Origin of the sequence: Frankia sp. AvcI1 (assembly GCF_001420875.1) — a bacterium.
GTDB classification, from domain to species: Bacteria; Actinomycetota; Actinomycetes; order Frankiales; family Frankiaceae; genus Frankia; species Frankia alni.
In genome coordinates, this window is sequence record NZ_LJFZ01000009.1 from 228207 (window position 1) to 248069 (window position 19863).

16 protein-coding genes and 6 pseudogenes are annotated in these 19863 nt (G+C 70.3%); 18 read left to right on the forward strand and 4 right to left on the reverse strand.

The features are described from left to right. Positions 1 to 926 precede the first annotated feature (926 nt). The 8 genes and pseudogenes from UK94_RS49220 to UK94_RS12230 all read left to right on the forward strand — a co-directional run bounded on the left by UK94_RS49220 (position 927) and on the right by UK94_RS12230 (position 6349). Complete coding sequence (locus UK94_RS49220) at positions 927 to 1319, forward strand: hypothetical protein (protein WP_235487591.1); 393 nt, start codon at positions 927 to 929, stop codon at positions 1317 to 1319. Between the two features lie 73 nt (positions 1320 to 1392). Then, positions 1393 to 2032: SAF domain-containing protein (locus UK94_RS12205; protein ID WP_235487594.1), on the forward strand; the 640-nt coding region annotated here is incomplete at its 3' end. A gap of 884 nt (positions 2033 to 2916) precedes the next feature. Continuing rightward, positions 2917 to 3883: ATPase, T2SS/T4P/T4SS family (locus UK94_RS12215; protein ID WP_235487596.1), on the forward strand; the 967-nt coding region annotated here is incomplete at its 3' end. A 1-nt stretch (position 3884) separates the two neighbouring features. Beyond that, positions 3885 to 3988, forward strand: a pseudogene (locus UK94_RS49225) (ATPase, T2SS/T4P/T4SS family); the annotation flags it as partial. Between the two features lie 8 nt (positions 3989 to 3996). Beyond that, positions 3997 to 4314, forward strand: a complete 318-nt coding sequence (locus UK94_RS73590) for a hypothetical protein (protein ID WP_268761307.1) — start codon at positions 3997 to 3999, stop codon at positions 4312 to 4314. A 919-nt stretch (positions 4315 to 5233) separates the two neighbouring features. After that, positions 5234 to 5951, forward strand: a 718-nt coding sequence (locus UK94_RS12225; protein ID WP_235487639.1) for a secretion system protein, incomplete at its 3' end; no start/stop codon positions are given. A 1-nt stretch (position 5952) separates the two neighbouring features. Further along, positions 5953 to 6124, forward strand: a pseudogene (locus tag UK94_RS49235) (secretion system protein); the annotation flags it as partial. 27 nt (positions 6125 to 6151) lie between these two features. Then, positions 6152 to 6349 carry a hypothetical protein gene (locus UK94_RS12230; RefSeq protein WP_055749906.1) on the forward strand — a complete coding sequence of 66 codons (198 nt, stop codon included), beginning with the start codon at positions 6152 to 6154 and terminating at the stop codon, positions 6347 to 6349. A 1139-nt stretch (positions 6350 to 7488) separates the two neighbouring features. Here UK94_RS12230 and UK94_RS49240 read toward each other — a convergent pair. Further along, positions 7489 to 7875 (reverse strand): hypothetical protein (locus UK94_RS49240; RefSeq protein ID WP_235487598.1); only part of this gene is annotated, 387 nt, incomplete at its 5' end. Between the two features lie 1658 nt (positions 7876 to 9533). Here UK94_RS49240 and UK94_RS49245 point away from each other — a divergent pair. Next, positions 9534 to 9776, forward strand: a 243-nt coding sequence (locus UK94_RS49245; RefSeq protein ID WP_235487600.1) for a hypothetical protein, incomplete at its 3' end; no start/stop codon positions are given. A gap of 1574 nt (positions 9777 to 11350) precedes the next feature. Here the strand turns inward: UK94_RS49245 and UK94_RS12250 are convergent. Then, positions 11351 to 11665 carry a helix-turn-helix transcriptional regulator gene (locus UK94_RS12250; protein WP_055749910.1) on the reverse strand — a complete coding sequence of 105 codons (315 nt, stop codon included), beginning with the start codon at positions 11663 to 11665 and terminating at the stop codon, positions 11351 to 11353. Positions 11666 to 11669: 4 nt separating this feature from the next. Further along, a complete protein-coding gene (locus tag UK94_RS34650; protein WP_235487641.1) occupies positions 11670 to 12263 on the reverse strand; it encodes a tyrosine-type recombinase/integrase in 594 nt (197 codons plus the stop codon). Positions 12264 to 12917: 654 nt separating this feature from the next. Between UK94_RS34650 and UK94_RS73595 the strand changes: the two genes are divergently transcribed. From UK94_RS73595 to UK94_RS73605, 7 genes and pseudogenes are all read left to right on the forward strand, one after another. Further along, on the forward strand, positions 12918 to 13064 hold a 147-nt coding region (locus UK94_RS73595), incomplete at its 3' end, for a TadE/TadG family type IV pilus assembly protein (RefSeq protein WP_268761315.1). Position 13065: 1 nt separating this feature from the next. After that, positions 13066 to 13133, forward strand: a pseudogene (locus UK94_RS73600) (pilus assembly protein TadE); the annotation flags it as partial. A 236-nt stretch (positions 13134 to 13369) separates the two neighbouring features. Beyond that, complete coding sequence (locus UK94_RS12265; protein ID WP_055749913.1) at positions 13370 to 13801, forward strand: pilus assembly protein TadG-related protein; 432 nt, start codon at positions 13370 to 13372, stop codon at positions 13799 to 13801. 563 nt (positions 13802 to 14364) lie between these two features. Continuing rightward, positions 14365 to 14567: LysM peptidoglycan-binding domain-containing protein (locus UK94_RS49255; RefSeq protein WP_235487645.1), on the forward strand; the 203-nt coding region annotated here is incomplete at its 3' end. Between the two features lie 322 nt (positions 14568 to 14889). Continuing rightward, positions 14890 to 16551: pseudogene (locus UK94_RS49260) on the forward strand (hypothetical protein); the annotation flags it as partial. A 1-nt stretch (position 16552) separates the two neighbouring features. Continuing rightward, positions 16553 to 16719 (forward strand): annotated as a pseudogene (locus tag UK94_RS49265) (hypothetical protein); the annotation flags it as partial. Position 16720: 1 nt separating this feature from the next. Continuing rightward, positions 16721 to 16788, forward strand: a pseudogene (locus UK94_RS73605) (hypothetical protein); the annotation flags it as partial. Here UK94_RS73605 and UK94_RS49270 read toward each other — a convergent pair. Continuing rightward, positions 16780 to 17115 carry a winged helix-turn-helix transcriptional regulator gene (locus UK94_RS49270; protein WP_313949490.1) on the reverse strand — a complete coding sequence of 112 codons (336 nt, stop codon included), beginning with the start codon at positions 17113 to 17115 and terminating at the stop codon, positions 16780 to 16782. The pseudogene UK94_RS73605 and the gene UK94_RS49270 sit on opposite strands and share 9 nt — an antisense overlap. Positions 17116 to 17634: 519 nt before the next feature. On the opposite strand from UK94_RS49270, the gene UK94_RS12280 reads away from it, so the two are divergent. Both UK94_RS12280 and UK94_RS12285 read left to right on the forward strand, forming a co-directional pair. Further along, positions 17635 to 18056, forward strand: a 422-nt coding sequence (locus UK94_RS12280; protein ID WP_235487650.1) for an SRPBCC domain-containing protein, incomplete at its 3' end; no start/stop codon positions are given. Positions 18057 to 18875: 819 nt separating this feature from the next. Then, complete coding sequence (locus UK94_RS12285; RefSeq protein ID WP_055749917.1) at positions 18876 to 19709, forward strand: hypothetical protein; 834 nt, start codon at positions 18876 to 18878, stop codon at positions 19707 to 19709. The last annotated feature ends 154 nt before the right edge of the window (positions 19710 to 19863 follow it).

Consider the following 19863-nt stretch of genomic DNA (forward strand, 5'->3'; position numbering starts at 1 on the left):
CAGGTCATCACCGGCAACCTGTATGCCGACCACTACAACGGTCTGGTCGCCAGGGGCGAACCGGTGAACAACCCGCGGGTGACGTCGGTGAGTTCGGAAGACGTACCGAAGTCGGTGATGATCGAGGACTGCGGCGATGACCGGAACTGGTTGCAGTACAGAACCGACGGGTCTTTGCTGAACAGCACCCCGGGGGCCTTGCATCGGATTGTCGCCGAGGTACGGCTGCACACCGATGGTAAATGGCGGGTGACCAAGTACGGGATTGACACCGCCGGAACATGCCAATGAGAAGAACCGCTGCCCTCGCCGTCCTCGCCGTGCTCGCGGTGGCAACCATCTGCGTGTTCGCCACCCCGGCCGCCGCCGATGGCATCTACGGCAAAACGGATTGCAACCAGAATCCTAAGCCCGGATGCGACCTACTCGCCGGGGACAACGGTGCTGCCGCCCCAGTGCCGGATGGCGGTCCTTCGCCCGCCGTTCCTCCACCGGGTGGAGGCGGCGGACAGGCGCGTCCTGCGCCTCCGGGTGACAGGGCTTTGGACCCGCCGGCATTGCCGACGGCGGATTGCGCGTATGTCCGCAGTGACTATCAGCCGCCGCCCGCTGGCGATGTGCGGCCCGCCTCCTATCCGCTGCCGGCTGCGGGTGGGCTGGTGGTGCGGCCGGCGGTGCTCCGGTCGTCGGGGGTGTCGGTGCGTCCGGTGGTGTCGCAGCCGGGGCAGGGGCCGGGTGCTTGGTACATCTACCGGTGCGCCTCGGGTGGTGAGCGGGACGCGTTGTATCGGGCGCCTGTGTGGATTCCGGATGCGGCGCCGGGGGCTGCGCCGGCGCCCGACCCGGAGGCGTTGGCGGAGCAGGCGCGTAATCAGCTGCGGCTGGCAGGTCCGGCGATCGGGATGAGCCCGGTCGGGGATCAGCTGGTGCGGTTGCCAACGTGGCTGTGGCTGGACCCCGCGGGGTGGCAGCAGGTGGCGGCGTCGGCGGCGGCAGGTGGGGTGTCGGTGACCGCGGTCGCCAGGCCCGTGGAGGTGGTCTGGTCGCTGGGGGATGGCGGGACGGTGACCTGCACGGGGCCGGGCACGCCGTTCCCGGCCGGGGCCGATCCGAAGAGTGCCTCGCCGGACTGCGGCCACACCTACACCCGCCGGTCGCTGGACGAGGCGGGTGGGACGTTCGCGGTGACGGCGACGGTGCGCTGGGACGTGACCTGGGCCGGTGCCGGCCAGGCAGGGGCGTTCCCGGGGCTGACGACCGTGTCGATGGCCGCAGTCAGAGTGATCGACGTTCCCGCGTTGACGACGGGCGGTGGGTGATGACAGCCGTGACCGGCATGATCAGAGTAAGCGGGCCAGGTAGCCGTGCCAGGTCCGGTCCGGGGGGTGCCGGATGGTGACGGCCCAGCCCTCGACCCCGCGGACGGCCGGTCCGGACCGTGCGGGCCGGCGAACGGGTGGTGCCCCACCTGCCCGGCTGACCGGCGGTCCGCGGCGCCGCCGGCGGGTTCCGTATCTGCTACTGGGTGTGGTGCTGGTGGTGGGCTGCGCCGTCGCAGGTCTGGTCGCGGGGGCGCGGGTGGGTTCGCGGGAGCCGGTGCTGGTGCTGGCCCGTCCGGTGACGGTGGGCCATGTCCTGGCCGCCGAGGACGTGCGGGAGGTGCGGATCGCCGCCGACGGTGTCGACACCGTCCCTGCCGGCGAGCGGGACAGTGTGCTGGGCAAGCCGGTCGCCTACAGCCTGCCCGCCGGCACCGTGCTCAGCCGCGCGGCGGTCGGTGTCGCGCAGGTCCCGCCGTCCGGGGAGGCGATCGCGGCGGTCGCGCTGAAGGCCGGCCAGTTCCCCAGCGGCCTGTCATCCGGCTCGCGGGTGACGGTCGTCGTTGCCCCCGCGACCAGCGCGGTGTCGACCGCGGCGGCGGGCGGGGCCCGGTCGTGGCCGGCGACGGTCGTGGCCGTGGTGGCGGCGGACACCGAGCAGACGACGGTGGTCTCGCTCCAGCTCGCCGAGGCCGACGCCCACGCGTTGGCGGNGGCGCCGGCTGGGCAGATCGGCGTCGTCACCGTCCATGGCCAGGGCCGGTGAACCCCACATGATCATTGCGGTGGGGTCGTTGAAGGGCAGCCCTGGGACGACGACGTTGGCGCTCGCGTTGGCGGATCGCTGGCCGGCGGAAGGCGGCGAGTCGCTGCTGGTCGAGGCCGACCCTGCCGGTGGTGATCTGGGCGCGCGGTTCGGGCTGGTCGCGGGGCGGGGTCTGGTGTCGCTGGCCGCTGCCGGCCGTCGCGGCGGCGGGCAGCCGCGCCCGCTGGCCGACCATGTCCAACCGCTGCCCGGGGGCCTTCAGGTGCTGTCGGCGCCGCCCGGGGCCGAGCATGCCCGTCAGGTCCTCGGTGAGCTCGCCGGCGGGGGCTGGTCGCTGCTGTGGTCCGCGGCGCAGGCCGACGGCCAGACGCTGATCGTGGACTGCGGCCGGTTGGACCCGCTGACCCCAGCAGCGCCGGCGCTGCGCGCCGCCGACGTGCTGCTGCTGGTCGTCCGACCGCGCGACGACGAGCTGGCACACCTGGCGGCCCGCATCCACGTGGTGCAGGGCTGGGGGCTACCGGCGTGGTATGTGGTGGTGGCCGCTGAGGCGGGCCGGACACCGGACTACCGGGTCCGCGACATCACCCGGGTACTCGGCTCGCGGGTTCTCGGGCCGCTGCCTTATGACACGGCCGCTGCCGGGGTGCTGGCTGGCCGTCGACAGAGCCGGACCGGCATCGGCCGGTCGAAGCTGGGCCGGACGGTGACCGGGATAGCCGACTATCTCGCTACCAGCCTGCCGGCCGAGCCCGCGCCCCCCACGCTGTCCGCGGTCCCGGCCGATGGGCACGGACAGATCGCATTGCCGTCTACGCGGACGGGGACGCGATGACGCCGCCCTCATGGAACGAACCCGGCCGGGCCGGAGCAGCCGGTAACGGCGCCGGCTGGCCGGGTCTTCTGACGCCGCGGGGCGGGCCGGTCGCCGACGGGCTGCGTGCCCGGCTGCGGGAGGGGTTGCGCGCCGCGCTGGCCGCCCGGCTGCGGGCGGACGAGGACGCCGGCGCGCCGCCGCTGGCCGCGGACGCGCGGCAGGCGTTCGCCCTGTCCGTGCTTGTGGATCTCACCGAGGCGCACACCACCGCGGAGCTGGGGCGCGGGGCCGCGGTCCTCCCACCGCAGGACGAGCAGCGGATCATTCACGAGGTGCTCGCCGAGGTCCTCGGGCTCGGCGGGCTGGAACCGCTGCTGGCCGACGCCAGCATCGAGAACATCAACATCACCGGTGACCGGGTTTTCATCCGCCGGGCGGACGGCAGCCGCCTCCGGCTGCCCGCGATCACCGGGTCCGACAGCGAGCTGGTCAGCCTGATCCGGGACCTGGCCGCGCACGCCGGGGTGGAGGAGCGCCGCTGGGACCGCGGCGCGCCGCTGGTCAACTTCCACCTGCCGGACCGGTCCCGGGTGTTCGCGGTGATGGCGGTCACTCAGCGGCCTTCCGTGAGTATCCGCCGGCATCGTTTTCGCCACGTGACTCTGTCCGCGTTGCGGGCGAACGGCACGATCGACTACGGGTTGGAGGGTCTGCTCGCGGCGCTGGTGGCGGCGCGGAAGAACGTCGTGGTGGCCGGGGGGACCGCGATCGGGAAGACCACGCTGTTGCTGGCGCTGGCCGACCAGATCCCGCCGTCCGAACGACTGGTCACGGTCGAGGATGTGTATGAGCTCGGCCTGGACGAGAACGAGCAGGCGCACCCGGATGTGGTGGCAATGCAGGTCCGCGAGGCCAACACCGAGGGCGAGGGCGCGATTTCCGCGTCCGAGCTGGTCCGGGCCGCGCTACGGATGAGCCCGGNCCGGGTGATCGTCGGCGAGGTGCGGGGACCCGAGGTCATCCCGATGCTCAACGCGATGTCGCAGGGAAACGACGGCTCCATGACCACCCTGCACAGCTCCACCANCCGCGGNGTGTTCACGAGGTTGGCCAGCTATGCGGTGCAGGGGCCCGAACGGCTCCCGCTGGAGGCTACGAACCTGCTGATCGCAAGTGCGATTCACGTGGTGGTGCATCTGGCTGAGCCGCGCGGGGAACGGGGCCGGCGGGTGGTGTCCAGCGTGCGGGAGGTGGTGGACGCCGACGGCACGCAGGTGGTGACGAACGAGCTGTACCGGCCAGGACCCGACCGCCGGGCCATGCCGGCCGCCCCGCCGACCGGTGAGCTGCTCGACGACCTGGTCGACGTCGGATTCGACCCGGACCTGCTCTCCCGGGGGTGGTGGTCATGACCGGCCTGTTCGGTCTGCTCGGCCTCGGGATCGGCGCCGGCCTGCTGCTCATCGCCTACGGCTGGCGCGCGGTACCCGCCGACGACCCACCCCGCTCTCCCCGCCGGCGGCGGTCCCTGCCGTGGCGGGACGACCCGCACGTCGGGCGGTGGGCCGCCGCGGCGGTCGCCGCCGGCATCCTGGCCGGCGCGTTCACGGGCTGGGTCGTCGGCGGCCTGCTGATCGCGATGGCGGTGGTCGGCCTGCCTCGGATGCTGGGCCCCGATCGTGACCAGGCCCGCCAGGTGGCTCGCATGCAGGGCATCGCGGTGTGGGCCGAGCAGCTGCGCGACACCCTTGCCGCCGCGGCCGGCCTGGAGCAGGCCATCGCGGCGACTGCGCCCGCCGCCCCGCCGGCGATCCGCGGCGAGGTCGCGGCGCTCGCTGCCCGGATCGACCGCCGCGAGCGGCTCGGATCGGCCCTGCGGGGGCTGGCTGACGACCTTGACGATCCACTGGCCGACCTGGTGATCGCGGCGCTGATCCTGGCCAGCCAACATCAGGCGCGGCAGCTGTCCGGGCTGCTGGGCCAGCTCGCGGCGACCGCCCGCGCTCAGGTCGACATGCTGGGGCGGGTCGAGGTCGGCCGGGCGAGGATGAGGACCACGATGCGGGTCGTCGTCGTGACCTCTCTGGTGTTCGCCGGTGGGCTGGTGATCTTCAATCGGAGTTTCCTCGCCCCGTACAGCAGCGCCGTGGGNCAGTTGGTCCTNCTCGCTGTGGGGACGATCTTCGTCGGGGGGTTCGCCTGGCTTAAGCGCATGTCGAAGATGACCACTCCGGGCCGGCTGCTCGACGGCGAGGACCCGGCACCACCTGCGGTAAGCGCGTCCCAGACGCCGGCGGGCGAGGGGTGGGACGGCCGATGAGCGTGCTGCTGATGTTGCTGGCCGCTGGCGTCGGGGTCGGCCTGTGGGCGCTTGCGGTGGGACTGTTCCCACCCCGGCCGTCCCTGGAAGAGGTCCTTGCCCGCCTCGACCCCGCCCCAGCGGCGCCGGCCGCCCCCGCAACGGTGCCGGTCGAGCAGGACGGCTGGGCGGTGCGGGCGGGCCGGCCGTTCGTCGGCCTGCTGCGCGCCGCCGGGCTGCCGACCGACGCGCTGCGCCGGGACCTGGCCGTGCTCGGGCGGTCCGTCGACGCCCACCTGGCGGAGAAAGCCACGGCAGGTCTGGCCGGCCTGCTGTTCCCATCCGTGGTCGGCGTGGCCTTCGTCGCCGGGGGGCGGCCCTTTCCCTGGGCGGTGCCCGCCGCCGCCGCGATCCTGCTCGGCGTCGTCGGATTCCTCCTGCCGGACCTCACCGTGAAAGCCGACGCCAGCCGCCAGAGAGCGGCGGTCCGCCACGCCCTGTCCGCCTACCTCTCCCTCATCCAAGTCCTGCTCGCCGGCGGCGCAGGCGTCGAAAGCGCGCTGACCGACGCGGCGGGCATCGGCCGGGGATGGCCGTTCGCCGCACTACGCCGGGCGCTGCGCACGGCCCGGGAAACCCGGATCAGTCCGTGGGAAGCACTGGGCCGCCTCGGAAACGATCTTCAGGTTTCCGAATTGACCGAACTTGCCGACGCGGTCGCACTCGCCGGCACCGAGGGCGCCCGGGTCCNCCAGTCCCTGGACGCCAAGGCCGCGGCGCTGCGAACCCGTCAGGGTCAGGACGCCGAAGCCGACGCCAACGCCGCCACCGAACGGATGAGTATCCCGGGCGTCCTGATAGCAGCCGGATTCATTTTGTTTGTTTTCTATCCTGCCATGGACAAGATCACACAGTCGTTGTAGAAGTCGCTTCTCTTCGGGGAGACCGCCATGTTCACCTTCCTCCGTTCCTGGTGGGCGCTTTACCTCGCGAAACTCGGGCAGCCACCCGACGATCCGGAGCAGGATCGGGGCAGCACGACCGAAAACGTGATCTGGATCGCGTTCTTTGCCGCGCTCGCTCTCGCCGTCATCGGAATTTTCGGCCCGCAAATTTTGGACGCGGCGCGCAGCGTCGTCTTCAAATAGGGACCGGCCATGGCAGCCCGCCCCCAGCCGGTGAAGGTTCGACGCTGTAGGGAGGCCGGTGAACATGTCCAACGAGCCAGCGGCCTGCCCACTCGGTGTCCAGCGACCGNCCGTCTGTCCACTGCCGCAGGCTCCGGGCTACGCCAGGCTGCGTCCGACCTGCGGCGGCGGTGCTCCGNCATGCCGCTCCCATTCCGCAGATCTCGATGGCCCCTACCCGGACCCGGACCGCACCAGGAATCGGCCGCTCGCCAACCCCGCGAACCCGCGATCGACGGAAGAACGATCAGGTGCCACGAAGAAATGGACCACTGCCCAGACGTGCAGGAAGGCGCGACACATCCGCGACGCGCCTCCAGTGGACGGGTACACCGCGCAACACTGGGCCCGAATGGACATCTTCTCCGGCTTCCCTACAGACGGCGTCCTGGCTCCGGCCGCCCTGCATCTGCCCGCCGGGCCCTCCCCGGCAACCGTGACCGCGGCGCGCGGCGGNAGCGCCCCCACCCGAGCTGTCCCAGCACCCGGCCACGCCCACGGCGACGGTGCGCGGACCGCACACCAGCAGCAGCTCCCGGCCGGAGGAGGGATGACGGCGCGCTGACCGTCGAAATGATTTTCGTATTGCCGTTGCTGTTCACGGTCGTGATGCTGCTCGCGCAGGTCACGGTCTGGGCGCATGCCANCCATGTCGCGCAGGCCACCGCCACCCGTGCGCTCGCCGCGGCCCGCGCCGACGGCGGCAGCGCAGCCGCCGGCGAGACCCAGGCGCAGGCGACACTCGACCAGCTCGGTCGTGGCAGCCTCACCGACCCGCAGGTCACCGTCGCCCGGAACGCCGTGCGTGCCGCCGTCCACGTCCACGGCACCGCCGCCAGCGTCGTTCCGGGGCTTCACCTCGGGGTGGATGCCCACGCGGCCGGACCGGTCGAAGCCCGCAGGCCGGAAACCCGTGGGTTCGCGAATTCTGACACGCCATGAGCGACGAACCGGCGGGGATGGCCATGGGATGCCGACCGATCTACGGGCCTTACCACCCAATATATATGTACACTCATCGCTACCAGATAGTCCGAATAGTCGCGGGCGCTGTTAAATTCCCGAAACGGGCACGCTGGTCAATGTGGCACGTTTCGCCCTTAGGGTCCAGGCTGGGGTCCAGGGGTCATCATATCGAGCACTTCTGGGAGCAGTTCAGAGAAGAGTCGGTCCACAGAGGAAGACATGGTCCAGACCAGCCCGCGCTCGGCGCGCATGTAGTTGACCAGGTGCATATCCCGCAGGCGGGCGCTATTCTTACCTTCCAGCAGCTGCTGGAAAGTCGGCCCCCCGGCCTCGGCAACTGCTTCGACATGGTCGAGTTCGTCGAGAGAAATCACTTCCAGCTGGGTGATCCGATCGTCTCCCAGGTATCCCCTGCTCGCAATGTGGCTTCGTATTCCGCTCATAGTGACTGGCGAGATGGGGAAGTGGTCGTCTACCACGATCACGGGGTGATAAAGGCGGCGGGGACGGTTCGGCAGACCNGTGAGCGCGGACTCGTCTTCCTGGAGCTGTCGGATTGTAGAATCAAGCTGCTCCGCCTTATCGCCACACAGCTTCTCGATGTCCTTTTCAAGGTCGCCGATGGTATGCCCGGCCACGCTTTCCCTGGTCAGGCGCCGCGATGTCACTTCTACCAGAATGAATGTGTCTTCGTAGTCGATTACCGCATCGCAGAGCTGGGTCTCGCCGTAAGCGAGCTGGAGGTCACTCTCAAGATACACTCGGCGCTGGTCGCCGACTTTCGGCGCGATTCGATTGAGAACCTCGACTGCGTATGCCTCTATGGCGTCACCACGGAGATCGATGAGGCGGCCTTTTTTAGTTTTGTCCCTCCTCACATATTGTTCGACATCGTGATAGATCAGGCCGCCGAAAACTCGACCCGAGAGCAGGCGGGGCGACATAAGAAGATAGGTGTTCTGGGCGAGCCTGACCAGGGGAAAGCGGCTGAAGGTCGAGAAGGTCCACGTGAAGCCGAGCTGCTCAGCCTCGCTGTTGATCTCTTTGACCAGGGTGGTCCGGTCGGCGGACAGCAGGTCCAAGACAGCCCTGATGCGTTCCATCGGCAGAACCGAAGTGGCCGAGTCGTCCAGTCTGATAACTGGTCCACTCTGTGCGCACGTCGCCCAGGTTATCGCGGTCACGGTGACGAGGTCGTCAAATGGTACGCCTGTCGCCTGGCGNAATGTGCCGGCGAAGTCGAGGTACTGTTCCGGCTTCTCTGCGACGAGTTGCGGCACAAGCTGTCGCCAGACTCTTCGAAAGTGCGCGATTTCGTGTGCGCTGCTGGATCCGCTGTGGAAGTAGAGGCTGGATGTGAGGTCCAGCGCTGTTTTCTCCGGCAGGCCAGCCCATTGGTTGCGATCCGCGGGCCGCTCGTCAGACTGCCGTTCCATGAGCAGATCCGCAACGCCAAGCATCGCGAAGACGACGTTCCGATAGTCGTCTGGCTCGCCGGGTGGAGCTTCCGTCGGACTGACAATCAGTGCCATCTTGGCCAGCACCAACAGCGCTTGGGGGTTCAAGATTTTCCGGTCGGCTGCGAGGAGCGTCCGCGCCCGGTCCAGAGCCTCGCCGCCGAACGTCGATTCTACAAATTGACGTTCGATGCCGGGCTCGGCTCCCGGCGATTCAAGCATGATCATCATTCCTGCGCAGAAGTAGAGGAATGTCATGCAGGATCTTGTTGCGAGGAGCCGGACCACCTCGTCGGGAGGGATAGGAGCGCCCAGAATATCTGTTGCCGTCGCGTAGTATCTCACCTGATCGATCGGCCTCGGGAAGGCGCTGCTGCTGGCTGGCGCGATCAAACCGCTTGGATGCCTGGCGAAGGTATTTGGGATCAAGGGTGTCGAGGTTCCCGTGGCCATGATGCGCCCCGCAGCTGGAACCGTCAGATAGTTAGACGGTATTTCGGGAGGGGTGCGGCCGGCGAAGATTTCCCGCAGGCGGACGAGCTGTTCTTGGGTCGGAGGGGCAGACGGAAACAGGGGATGGATGTTTCTGGAGGAGAACCTCTCGCCAATCAGGCGGTTCAAGTCCTCCGGCGGCAGCGTCATCGTCGACAGCCTCGTCCTAGTGCTGGATCTTGGACCCGCGTCNCATGCGGAGTGCCCGAGCCTGGGCGAGCATCTCGGCGGTGGCATGGGAGCTGGTCATGAGCGCGGAAGCACTACGGTACGGCATCGTCGTCGGCCTTCTACTCGTCCAACCGACGACCGAGAGCAGGATGCCCAACGATCTCGGTGTAACGCGTCGCGGCCTGCACGCTGATCCCGAACAGATCGCACAGCCGGCGGACGTCGCCTCCGGTCGCGAGGGCCTCGTCGAGGATGCGGTCTTCACGCAGAACCTTGGCAGCGAGGCCGAGTTTGATACTGAGNCAACGTGCGCCGACCGGCCCGGTCCGACCTGCGGTGCGGTGGTGGATGAACAGGTGCGCGTTGGCCGTGCCTGGCCAGGAGAACGCTCGATGGTCGAGGTAGGCCGCCAGCCGTGCCCGCACCGGGGCGCCGAGGGGGATGACACGGCCGTCGAGGTGCAGTCGGCCGTCGCGGATGTCGGTCAGGTGCAGGTCGCGCAGCTGTCCGGCGCGGATGCCGTGGAAGGCGAGCAGCGCTGCGAGCAACGCCGTGGCGGGGTCCGGCGAGACGAGGGCTCCGCGGACGGCCGCGAGATCAGCGGGCAAGGGCTGACGCCGCGCTGGCGCCGCGATGCGGATGCGGGCGGTCGGGTTGACGAAGACCAAGCCGTGCGCTTTGAGAGTGCGGAAGATCGATCGGAGAGCTCCGCCGACGCGGGGCCGCGTGGTGGGATCGGCGGGCAGGGCGGCGAGCACGTCGGCGCGCGAGATCTCGCGCAGCGAGTCATGGCCGCCGGCAGCCCAGTGCAGGAGAGTGGGCATGGCCGCGGACAGCCAGAAGCGGGCGGTGTTCGCAGCACGTGGTTTCGCGCGGGGCGGGGTGGGGCTGCCGTAGCGCAGCACCCGGAACCAGGAGCCCATCTCGGTTGCCATCGGTTCCGGCAGGTCAGACAGGAGGCGAGCCGCCCAGCGGTCGACCGCCGGGGTGCGGTCGTCGTCGAGGAGGCCGGCTTCGGTCAGCACCATCCGGGTCAGGTCGACACCGAACAGGCCGTGCTCGAGAAGCTGGTCGACGTCGGTGGCCCGGATGAGGGTCTGTCCGGGCGGTCGCTGACCAAGCAGCACCTTGAGGTTGAGCCGCACGCGTTTCGTCGAGGTGTGGCTCCAGCCGTGCCGGGCGGCCACCTCGCCGGCGAGGGCGTCCAACGCGCGGGCGGTGCGGGTGTCGCGGGCGTCGGTGATGCCGTGGCGTTGCATCCAGCTCGGTGGCCGGTTGTCGAACAACGGGGGCTGCCGATGGCGGCGCTGGCTGCCGGCTCCGGTGGGGGCGCTCGCGGCCGAAGCGCTGGAGGTGGCGTCGGCGGGTGGGGTGAGCGTGGTTCGGGCCCCCCGTCGGCGCGACGACTTCTCGGTGTTGGCGAGGAACAGCTGCTGACCGTCACGGTTGAGGGCGACCACGTCGAGCGGGATGTAGGTCCGGCCGATAGTGCGGGCGGGACCGCGGTGTGCGGTGGCGGCGGTGCGCCAGCACAGCCGGCAAAACCCGCCCCTGNCGATGTGCCGCAGCTGCCCGCACACGAGGCATCCGCCGATCGTCGGGTTGTGCTCGCGCCAGCCGATGCAGGCGTGGCACAGCCATCGGTGGGTCCGGGTCACGCCCCANGCCAAGCAGTCCCGGCACGAGTCGACGACGCGGAAGCTGCCGCCGCAGTGGCACCAGCCGCACACACCAGCGGTGTAGTAGTCGGCGGTGGAGCCGCACCGCCGGCACGGCGGCGGCGTATACGGGCCACCGGGTTTGCAGTCGTAGCAGTAGAACCAGCTCTTCAGACCGACCGGCTTGACCTGGCATGCCTTGCAGAGGCGGGGCTGCCTCATGCCGGTGGCAGGCTGCGGTTGCGGCCCCACCGCGGCGTAAGGACCTGCGCTGGCCGCGCCTCGGCGACCTGCTGGGGGCGGCGCGCGGCGACCTTCTCCGGCTCGCGGATCAGCAGCTCTTCCGGGCCGCAGTCAAGCACCGCGCAGATGACATCGAGGTCGTCGAGGCGGATCGTGGTCGGCGTTCCGGTCCACAGCGCCGACATCTTCCCCGCGCTGATCTCCAGGCCCGCGTCCGCGAGCTGGCGGCGGAACTCGGTCGACTTCCAGATGCCGCGTTCCGCGGCCTTCATCCGCAGGTTCCAGCGCACTGGTTCATCCCTCCCCGGCCAGCAGCCGGCCGGCGACACGGGTGTTCGCGGCCTCCCATGCCTGTTCGATGTGCGCGGCCTGGACATGGATGTAGTGGGTCGTGGTGGACAGCCAGTCGTGGCCGAGCAGCTCCTGGATCGCCTTGAGATCCATGCCACGGGCGTACAGCGACGAGGCGCAGAAGTGCCGCAGCCCATGCGGGCTCAGCCGCCCCGACCAGGTCGGCAGCCAGACGTCGACCGCCTTCGTCAGGCCGGTGCGCAGGGCGTGGTCGCCGGCGCGGGTGCACCCGGCGTGGCCGCGGGCGCGCCGTTCGCTTGGCAGCAGCGGTGCGTCCGGGTTGTCCCAGTCCTCGCCGAACTGGTGGCGTACGTCGACCAGCCACCATTCCAGCAGCGCGTCGACGCCGTCGATGCCCGGGACGAGGCGGGTCTTCGGGCCCCGGCCGTTGCTGCCTTTGCCGAAACGGACGTGCAGCTTGCCGTGCGTGCCGAGGTCGGGACGCCAGTCGCGGATGTCGAGCATCACCGTCTCGTGGATGCGCAGTCCAGCCCGGCGCCACAGCGACGCCGCCAGGTAGTCACGGGCAGCAGGCAAATACTTTCTCGCCGCGGGCAGCGAGGCGCGCCACGCCGCGAACAGAGCGTCGATCTCCGCCTCGCTCGGCGGGACCCGCCCGGCCCCGTAGTCCNCCTTCGCCGGCCGGTTGAACTCATCAATCGGCTGAACCAGCACGTGACCCGTCAACGCGTGCACGTCGCCCTGATAGCGGCTGATCAGAAAATCGAAGAACCGAGCCAGGGTCCACGCCTTCGCCTGCACGGTCCCCGGGCCGAGTCGTCGCTCCCGGCGCAGCCACGACAGGTAGCGGTCAGCATCCGCCGCAGCCGCGGCCCACACCGGCCGCCCGAAGAACCTGACGAACTCGAACACGACCGCGCGTTCCCGCGCGACATGCGCGTCCGTCAGGCCTGCGCCCGCCCGCGCAAGAGCGAACTGATCCACCAGTTCCTGCTCGAAGTCCTCCTCGTCCTGCACCGAACGCAGCTGCCGCGGCGCGTCGATCGAGCGGACAACCGCAAGACCCACGGGCACCCCGCTTCATCGCCACCGACCAGATGTCGAGTTCTGCGACGACCCTTCAGGAATCCCGATGCACCCTCAACGCACCGCACCGACCCCGAACGCCCCAGGCAACAGGAGGGCACACGAAGCGGGCCGGGACGAACGCACGGCGTTTCCCACAGTCCCATGATCTCTGTCGTGGCGTCGAGCACGCCCCCTTCCTCGGGTAGCGATCGTGGTTCGGGCACGGTGGAGCTCGTGCTGGTCATGCCGGTACTGCTGCTGATGTTGCTGTTCCTGGTCCTGTGTTACCGGATCAGCGACGCGAAGCTGNGGATCGCCGACGTCGCGCACCAGGCAGCCCGTGCCGCCTCGATCGCCCGCACTCCCACCGAGGCCCGCNCCGATGCCCTCGCCACGGCGCAGACCGCGTTGGCCGACGCCGGGGTCACCTGCGGCGACCTGACGGTCGACACCGATCCCGCCGGGCTGGCGCCGGGAGCGCTGGTGCGTGTCCGCGTGGCGTGCACCGTTGAGCTGCACGACCTCGCCCTCCTGGCCATGCCGGGCGCGGCGACCCTGCACGCCAGCGCCACCAGCCCGGTTGATCAACACGGCGACCAGCGTGGGGACACNCCGTGACCCGCCGGCCGCGTGACGATGGCCAGGACGAGGGGACGGTCACCGTCTTCGTCGTGATCCTGGCCGCCGCCTTCGTCATGTTCGGCGGCCTGATCCTGGACGCCGGCGGGGCGCTCGCGGACAAGACCACCGCGATGGGCATCGCGCAGGAGGCCGCCCGCGCCGGCGCCCAACAGCTCGACCTGACGACCTACCGGTCAACCGGCGTGGTCCGCCTCCTGCCTGACGAAGCGGCCGGCGCCGCCCGCGCCTACCTCGCCCAGGCCGGCGCCACCGGCACCGCGACCGTCGCCGACAACACGGTGACCGTCACGGTCACCGTGACCCACCACAACCAGCTGCTGGGCATCGCCGGCCTGGACACGCTCACCGTCACCGCCACCGGCAGCGCCCACCCCGCCCCACCTGCCCCCGGAGCGGCCCTATGAGTCGATCCGCCCCTCGCCGGCCGATCCGGGCCCGGCCCGTCCGTCGCCGGCTCGCCGCCGGCGGGCTGGCGTTCGGCCGCCTCGTCCGCGCCGCCGTCGCCCTCGCCGCGCTGATCGCCCTGATCGTCGGACTGCCGTGGGGGCTCGCGCATTTCATCGGCTGGCCGCTTCCCCACCATCTGCCGTCCTGGGACGAGATCGAGGCGCGGCTGACCGGTCCGATGGACGACACGCTGCTGGTGGACATCCTCGCGGTCCTGCTGTGGCCGCTGTGGGCCGCGTTCACCGTCTCGGTCGTCCTCGCGGTACCCGACGTCGTCCGCGACGCCCGCTGGCCGACGCACAGCCCACCGCTGCCTGTCGGCGGGATGCGGGGNCTGGCCACGTTCCTGCTGGGCGCGGTCCTGCTCGCCGTCCTTCAGTCCCGCGGCCCCCTCACCCCGACCGGCGGGCCGGTCGCGGCGCCGGCCGTCGCCACCGCGCCCGCCGCCCCTCGGTTCGTCCCGGTCGCCGCCACCAGCGTGACCGACACGCTGCCGGCCGCCGCGCCGGGGACGGTGGTCGTGCAGCTGCCGGCCAACGGCGTCTACGACTCGCTGTGGAGGATCGCGGACCGTTGCCTGGGCGATGGCGCCCGCTGGCCCCAGATCTGGGCGCTCAACCACGGCGTCGTCCAGGCCGACGGCCGGGCGCTGACCCAGCCCGGCCTGATCCGCCCCGGTTGGGTGCTGCGCCTGCCCGACCAGCCGGCCACCACCCCACCCCCNGCCGGCCGGCCACCCTCCAGCCCGGCGACCACACCCCCGACCGGCGAAGCGCCCTCCGGCCCTGCGCCGTCGACCTCGCCGGCAACCAGCCCGCCCGCGACCAGCCCGCCCGCCCCCTCGACCCCTGCGGCCAGCGCACCCACCCCGGGCGGCGCCGCGCCGCCGGCGACCGCCAGCCCGTCTGCCGGCCCGGCCTCGCCCGACCCCACGACCGCGCCGGCGGTGCCGTCTGCGCACCCGTCCGCCCCGGCCCCGTCCCGGGCACCAGGGGTCCCGTTCCCCTCCGGCGGCTACCTCGGAGTAGGTGCGGTCGCTCTGCTGGTGGTCGCACTGTTCTCCGTGCGGCTGTGGCGCCGCCGGCACTACGTGCCCGGCAGCGGTGACCGTGACGACCTCGACGAGGCGCCGGTCATCCGCCAGCTCGCCGTCGCCTACAACAGGGCCACCGCCGACGTTGACGAAGACGGCGAGCTGGTCATCGTGCGCCCGCCCGGCGACCCGCACGTCACCGGCCGCCGCCACGCGGCAGCCACCGCCACCGCCCACGCCGCCCCCTCCGGCACCCGGGTCGTCGGCACCACCAGCGACGGCCAGCCCCTCGCACTCGACCTGGCCGCCACCCGCGGCCTCGGCCTGATCGGACCCGGCGCCGACCCGGCGATCCGCGCCCTGCTCGTCGCCCTGCTTGCCGAACGTCACCAGCCCGACGCCGCCCCCGTCGAAATCCTCATCCCCAATGCTGACGTGCACCGGATGCTGGGCGAGGAGACCACCGCCGCACCGCCGCAGCGGCTGCACGTCGTCGCCGACCTGGCCACACTGCTGGACCGCCTCGAAGCCGACGTCGTCACCCGGGCACGGCTCGCCGCAGCCGGGGAGGACCCCCGCCGGTCCCCCCTGGTCGTCGTCGCGGCCCCCGACCAGACGTCGGATCGCCGGTTGCAGGCCGTGCTCGACAACGGCTCCCCGCTCGGTGTCGTCGGCATCCTGTACGGGCAGTGGCGGCCCGGCGCGACAGCCCGGGTCCGACCCGACGGTGTCGTCGGTGCCGCAAGCCCCGACATCGCCGCCACGCTGATCGGCAGCCGCCTGTTCACCCTGCCGGAGACCGACACCGCCCAGCTGCTCGACCTGCTCACCGACGCCGACGCGCCGGCCGCCAACCAGGAGGAGTTCCGGCGGGCAAACCCTACCCAGGGGCCCCCGCCCCCGCCCCCCACCTCCGCGCCGCCCCCCAGTAGCGCCCGTCCGGCTCCGGCCGACGTCGGCGGCCCGAGGGCCGACGTCGAGGGCCCGAGCGAGGCGCAGCAGCGGCCGGAGCCGGAGGAGCGGCCATCTGGCGATGGTGGGGGCGCCACCGCGGCCGAGCCCGAGGAAGCGCCGTCCCCGCCGGTGCCGGCCGCCGCGCTGCCGGCGACGTCGCCGCGGCTGCCGGAGGTGACCACGCCGCTGCTGCTCACCCTGTTCGGTAGATGGCAGCTGTCCTACCGGCCAATGCCAGACAGTGACTTCCAGGCCGTCGAGGGCATCGGGATCAAGGGCCGTGAAATCGTGGCCTACCTCGCCGCTCATTCCGGCTGGGTCCACCGCGACACCCTCATCGAGGCGGTCTGGCCCGACGACGGCGAACCCCGCCACCGGATCGACAACCGCTTCTACGCCGCTCTCAGCCCGCTGCGCCGCGCCCTGCGCACCGCCACCGGCGGGGCGATCGACGATCTTTTCGAGCAGGACGACGGCCGCTGGCGGCTGCGCGCCGACCTGCTCACCGTCGACCTCTGGCAGGTCCAGGACGCGCTCGCCGCGCGCCGCCGGGCTACGACGACCACGCAGGAGATCGCCGCGATCCTGCCGCTGACCGGCCTCTACACCGGTCACCTCGCCAAGGACCTCACCGGCACCTGGGCTGAGGCCCACCGGGAGCATCTGCGCCGGCAGGTGACCGATGCGCTGACCAGCATCATCGCCTCCGTCGGCGAGGACNCCCCCGAGCGTCTGGACCTGCTCGACACGCTGCGCCGCCTCGACCCGTGCAACGAGCAGCTCTACCGCCACATCGCCCGCACCCAGGCTCACCTCGGCAAACACGACGCGATCCCAATCACCTACGGCCAACTGGTCGACGCGCTGGCCGACCTCGACCAGCAGNCCNCCGTCGACACCGACCGCCTCTTCCAGCAGCTGATGCAGCGCGGCCCGCGGGACAGTCGTTCAGCGTGACCTCGACCGGTGGGCCTTCCTGCTGTTCTTCCTGCGCCGGCGCCGCTCCGCCCAGATCCGCCGGTCCAGCTCCAGCAAATCCTCGTGCGCCGCGGCCCACTCCGCCATGGGCAGCACCAGCCCGACCAGGTCCATCGCTGGCGGTGTCAGCCGGTAGACGGCGGTGAAGGGCCACTCCTGCCCCCGGTCGCGTTCGACCAGCCCACGGTCCTGCATCCAGCGCAACGTCCGGTGCAACACCGAATCCCGCATCACCGGCTGCGCCCACCGCCGCCCCCGGGCCACCTCGTAGGAGCGCAGCGTGCCCAGCAGGCCGGTGTACGACATCGGCTCGCGTGACAAGNCCACCAGCACGTCCGGCAGCCACTCAGGCGCCAGCGTGAGTCTCAGATCGTGCAACAGGATGCGGCGATCAGGATCAGACAGCTCCCCATCGAGTGTCATACAAACCCCCACGGAAAGATCCACAGACCAGGCGGGTCTGTGTCGACCGTTTCGCCGCGCAGCGACCCCCTCCAGGGCGCGGATGCCCGCATCCCTGCGTGACGGGAACTTCACCCAAGGCTGCACCATCTGCATAAACATGACAATCCGATTCGGCGATGTCACGAGCGGCCCGCCACTGGTCCACCGGANCGCCNCACGAACTCGATCGCGCGACGACGCCCCTCCTNNCTGCGAAGATGTCGTCACCTTTGGTGGCAGGCCGGTTCCAGGGTGATCCCCTGTCCCAGGCGGACATGGTGCACGTCACGTCAAGCTGTCCCACGACGAGACGAGACTGGGCCGCCCGCCGCGACGTGTCCGNCTCGCCTGCCTACCGTCGAAGACGTGTACGCAACGCGGGTGAGCTGGCGCATCTGGGCGCCGCGGCCGGCGGTCTACCGCGCGCTGCTCGATCCCGACGCGATCGCCCGCTGGCGGGCCCCGGTCGGGATGCGCGCCCAGGTCCACACCTTCGAGGGCCGCGAAGGCGGAACCTTCCGGATCTCCCTCATCCGCGACCAGCCCACCCAGGCCACCACCATCGCTGCCCGCACCGGCACCTACCACGGCCGCGTCCTGCGGCTCGTCCCCGACACGCAGGTCGTCGAACAGCTCGTCTTCGAGACCGACGGCCCGGCCGCGGCCGTCACGGTGACGATCACCCTCAGCGACGCCGCAGCCGGCGCCACCACCGTCCTCGTCGCCCACGACGGCATCCCGGACGCCATACCCGCCGCCGAAGCCGAAATCGCCACCCGCATGACCCTGGCCCAACTGGCCGANCTCGTCGAGAAGGACCAGCCCTCTCTCTAACCGAAGAGCTCCGCCGACAATAGGCTCGTACAGGAGCCTGCCGTTGACGCCGGTACCGCGGCAGCTGGTCGACGCAAACCATGGGGCATTCTTCTGCGGATGGGAGCGGATTCCATCCGCGGACCCTGACATCTCCCGGTGTCGCCCCACACGCCTCGCGTTCGCCCGCCGGCGATACCGCATGCCTATCCGGCCCAGAAATCCGGTCGCTGAAGGGTGGGGATCTTCGGCGGTCGGCGCACCCACCCAGAAAGCGCAGTGTGACGGTCGGGACACGGCCTGTGTGAGGCCCTGACCGCAGGCCCGACCAGGGGCCTGACCGCGTACCTGCTTAGCGAGTACCTGATCGTCTCACAGTGGCGCAGGTCAGAAGCCTGCTGGGTGTACCTAAGTGGGCCAAGACTGTGACGCGAGGTAACGAGCTGATAATCGGTCGGGCCCGTTCGGGTGGGATGCGGTGGGCGNCTGGCGTTCGCTGGCTGCTCAGTATCTGTGGTTTCGGATGGTAGACCGGCCCCTTGTGTGGTTGTTCTTTCCGTTTTTGTTCTTGGCTTCTATTCTTGGTTTTTGTCTTTGCTTTTCGCCTTCCCTTTGCTCTCGCTTTCCCTCTTTCGCCTTCACTGTTGTCGACAGTCCGGCGATTCTGGTCCGACAATCCCCTAAAAAGAATCTTGAATCGATGGACGAATGGGGGTTGTATTCGGGCGTGTATAGGCGGAGAATTAGGTATCGGCACCGGGGGTGAGAGAGTCTCCCCGGGAACCACTCCCCTGTAAGGAAGGTCTGTCATGGGTAATGCCGTTTTCACGTCGGACACGCCGTCCGCGCTTCCGGGCTCACGCGTCCGGCCGGACGACATGGCGCGGGTCACTGAGAGTGACTGGCGGGAGATCCGGACTATCGCGCGGAAGTACTGCCGCAAGGTGAACTTCACCCGGTCGCGCAAGCGGATGGACGGTAACGCCACGATTGCGGGCGGACCGTTCGGCAAGTACGGCACGGCGGACATCAGCGACGACGTCACCCAGGATGCGGTACTCCTGTTCGCCCAGAACCTCGCGAAGATCAGCGGCCGGTTTCAGCCTGCCTCCCTGTCGGTCGCGACCCGTGAGCCGAATTCTTGGCTCTACGTGACGCACAAGGGTCGGGAGTTCGTCGCAGACCGAAAGATGATCATGGCTTGGGCGGTGAAGGATGCAGCCATGCGGAACGGCTTCCGGTCGGACGATGATCCCGACGAAATCGACGCGACACCGGGTGAGCAGTTCATGCGCGGCGTGGCACACGCTGAATTCGTCGCTGTGGGAAGCTACCTCGCCAGTCACAGTGATGTTGTGTGGGGTTCGGCATGGGGGGACGGTCGGGACTTCCCGGTCCTGGATCGGGTCCTCGCGGAAGGCAGCAAGGCGGACGACATCGGACGGGCCGGAGCGCTCTCCCACGCGGCACAGCAACTCTACGGCGGACAGTACGGGTCCCGCCGCGCCGTCCGGCGCACCCGTGACGCTGCCCTGTCCGAACTCCAGGAACTCACACAGCGACTGGACGAAGCGCGCGAGATGCTCGCTTACAGCGCCACGCGGCGCAACCGCCGGCGGACGGGAGCGCTTCCCGACGACTGACGCCACCTAGCCGAAAGGGGCACCGGGCGCACCTAGCCCGGTGCCCCTTTCCGTTTTCCGAACGCATCCCGGCCGGACGGTCGGAGCGTTCCCGGCGGCGTATCAAGGTGAAGGAACCTCGCACCCTGGCACGCCCACGGAACGCATCCCGGCC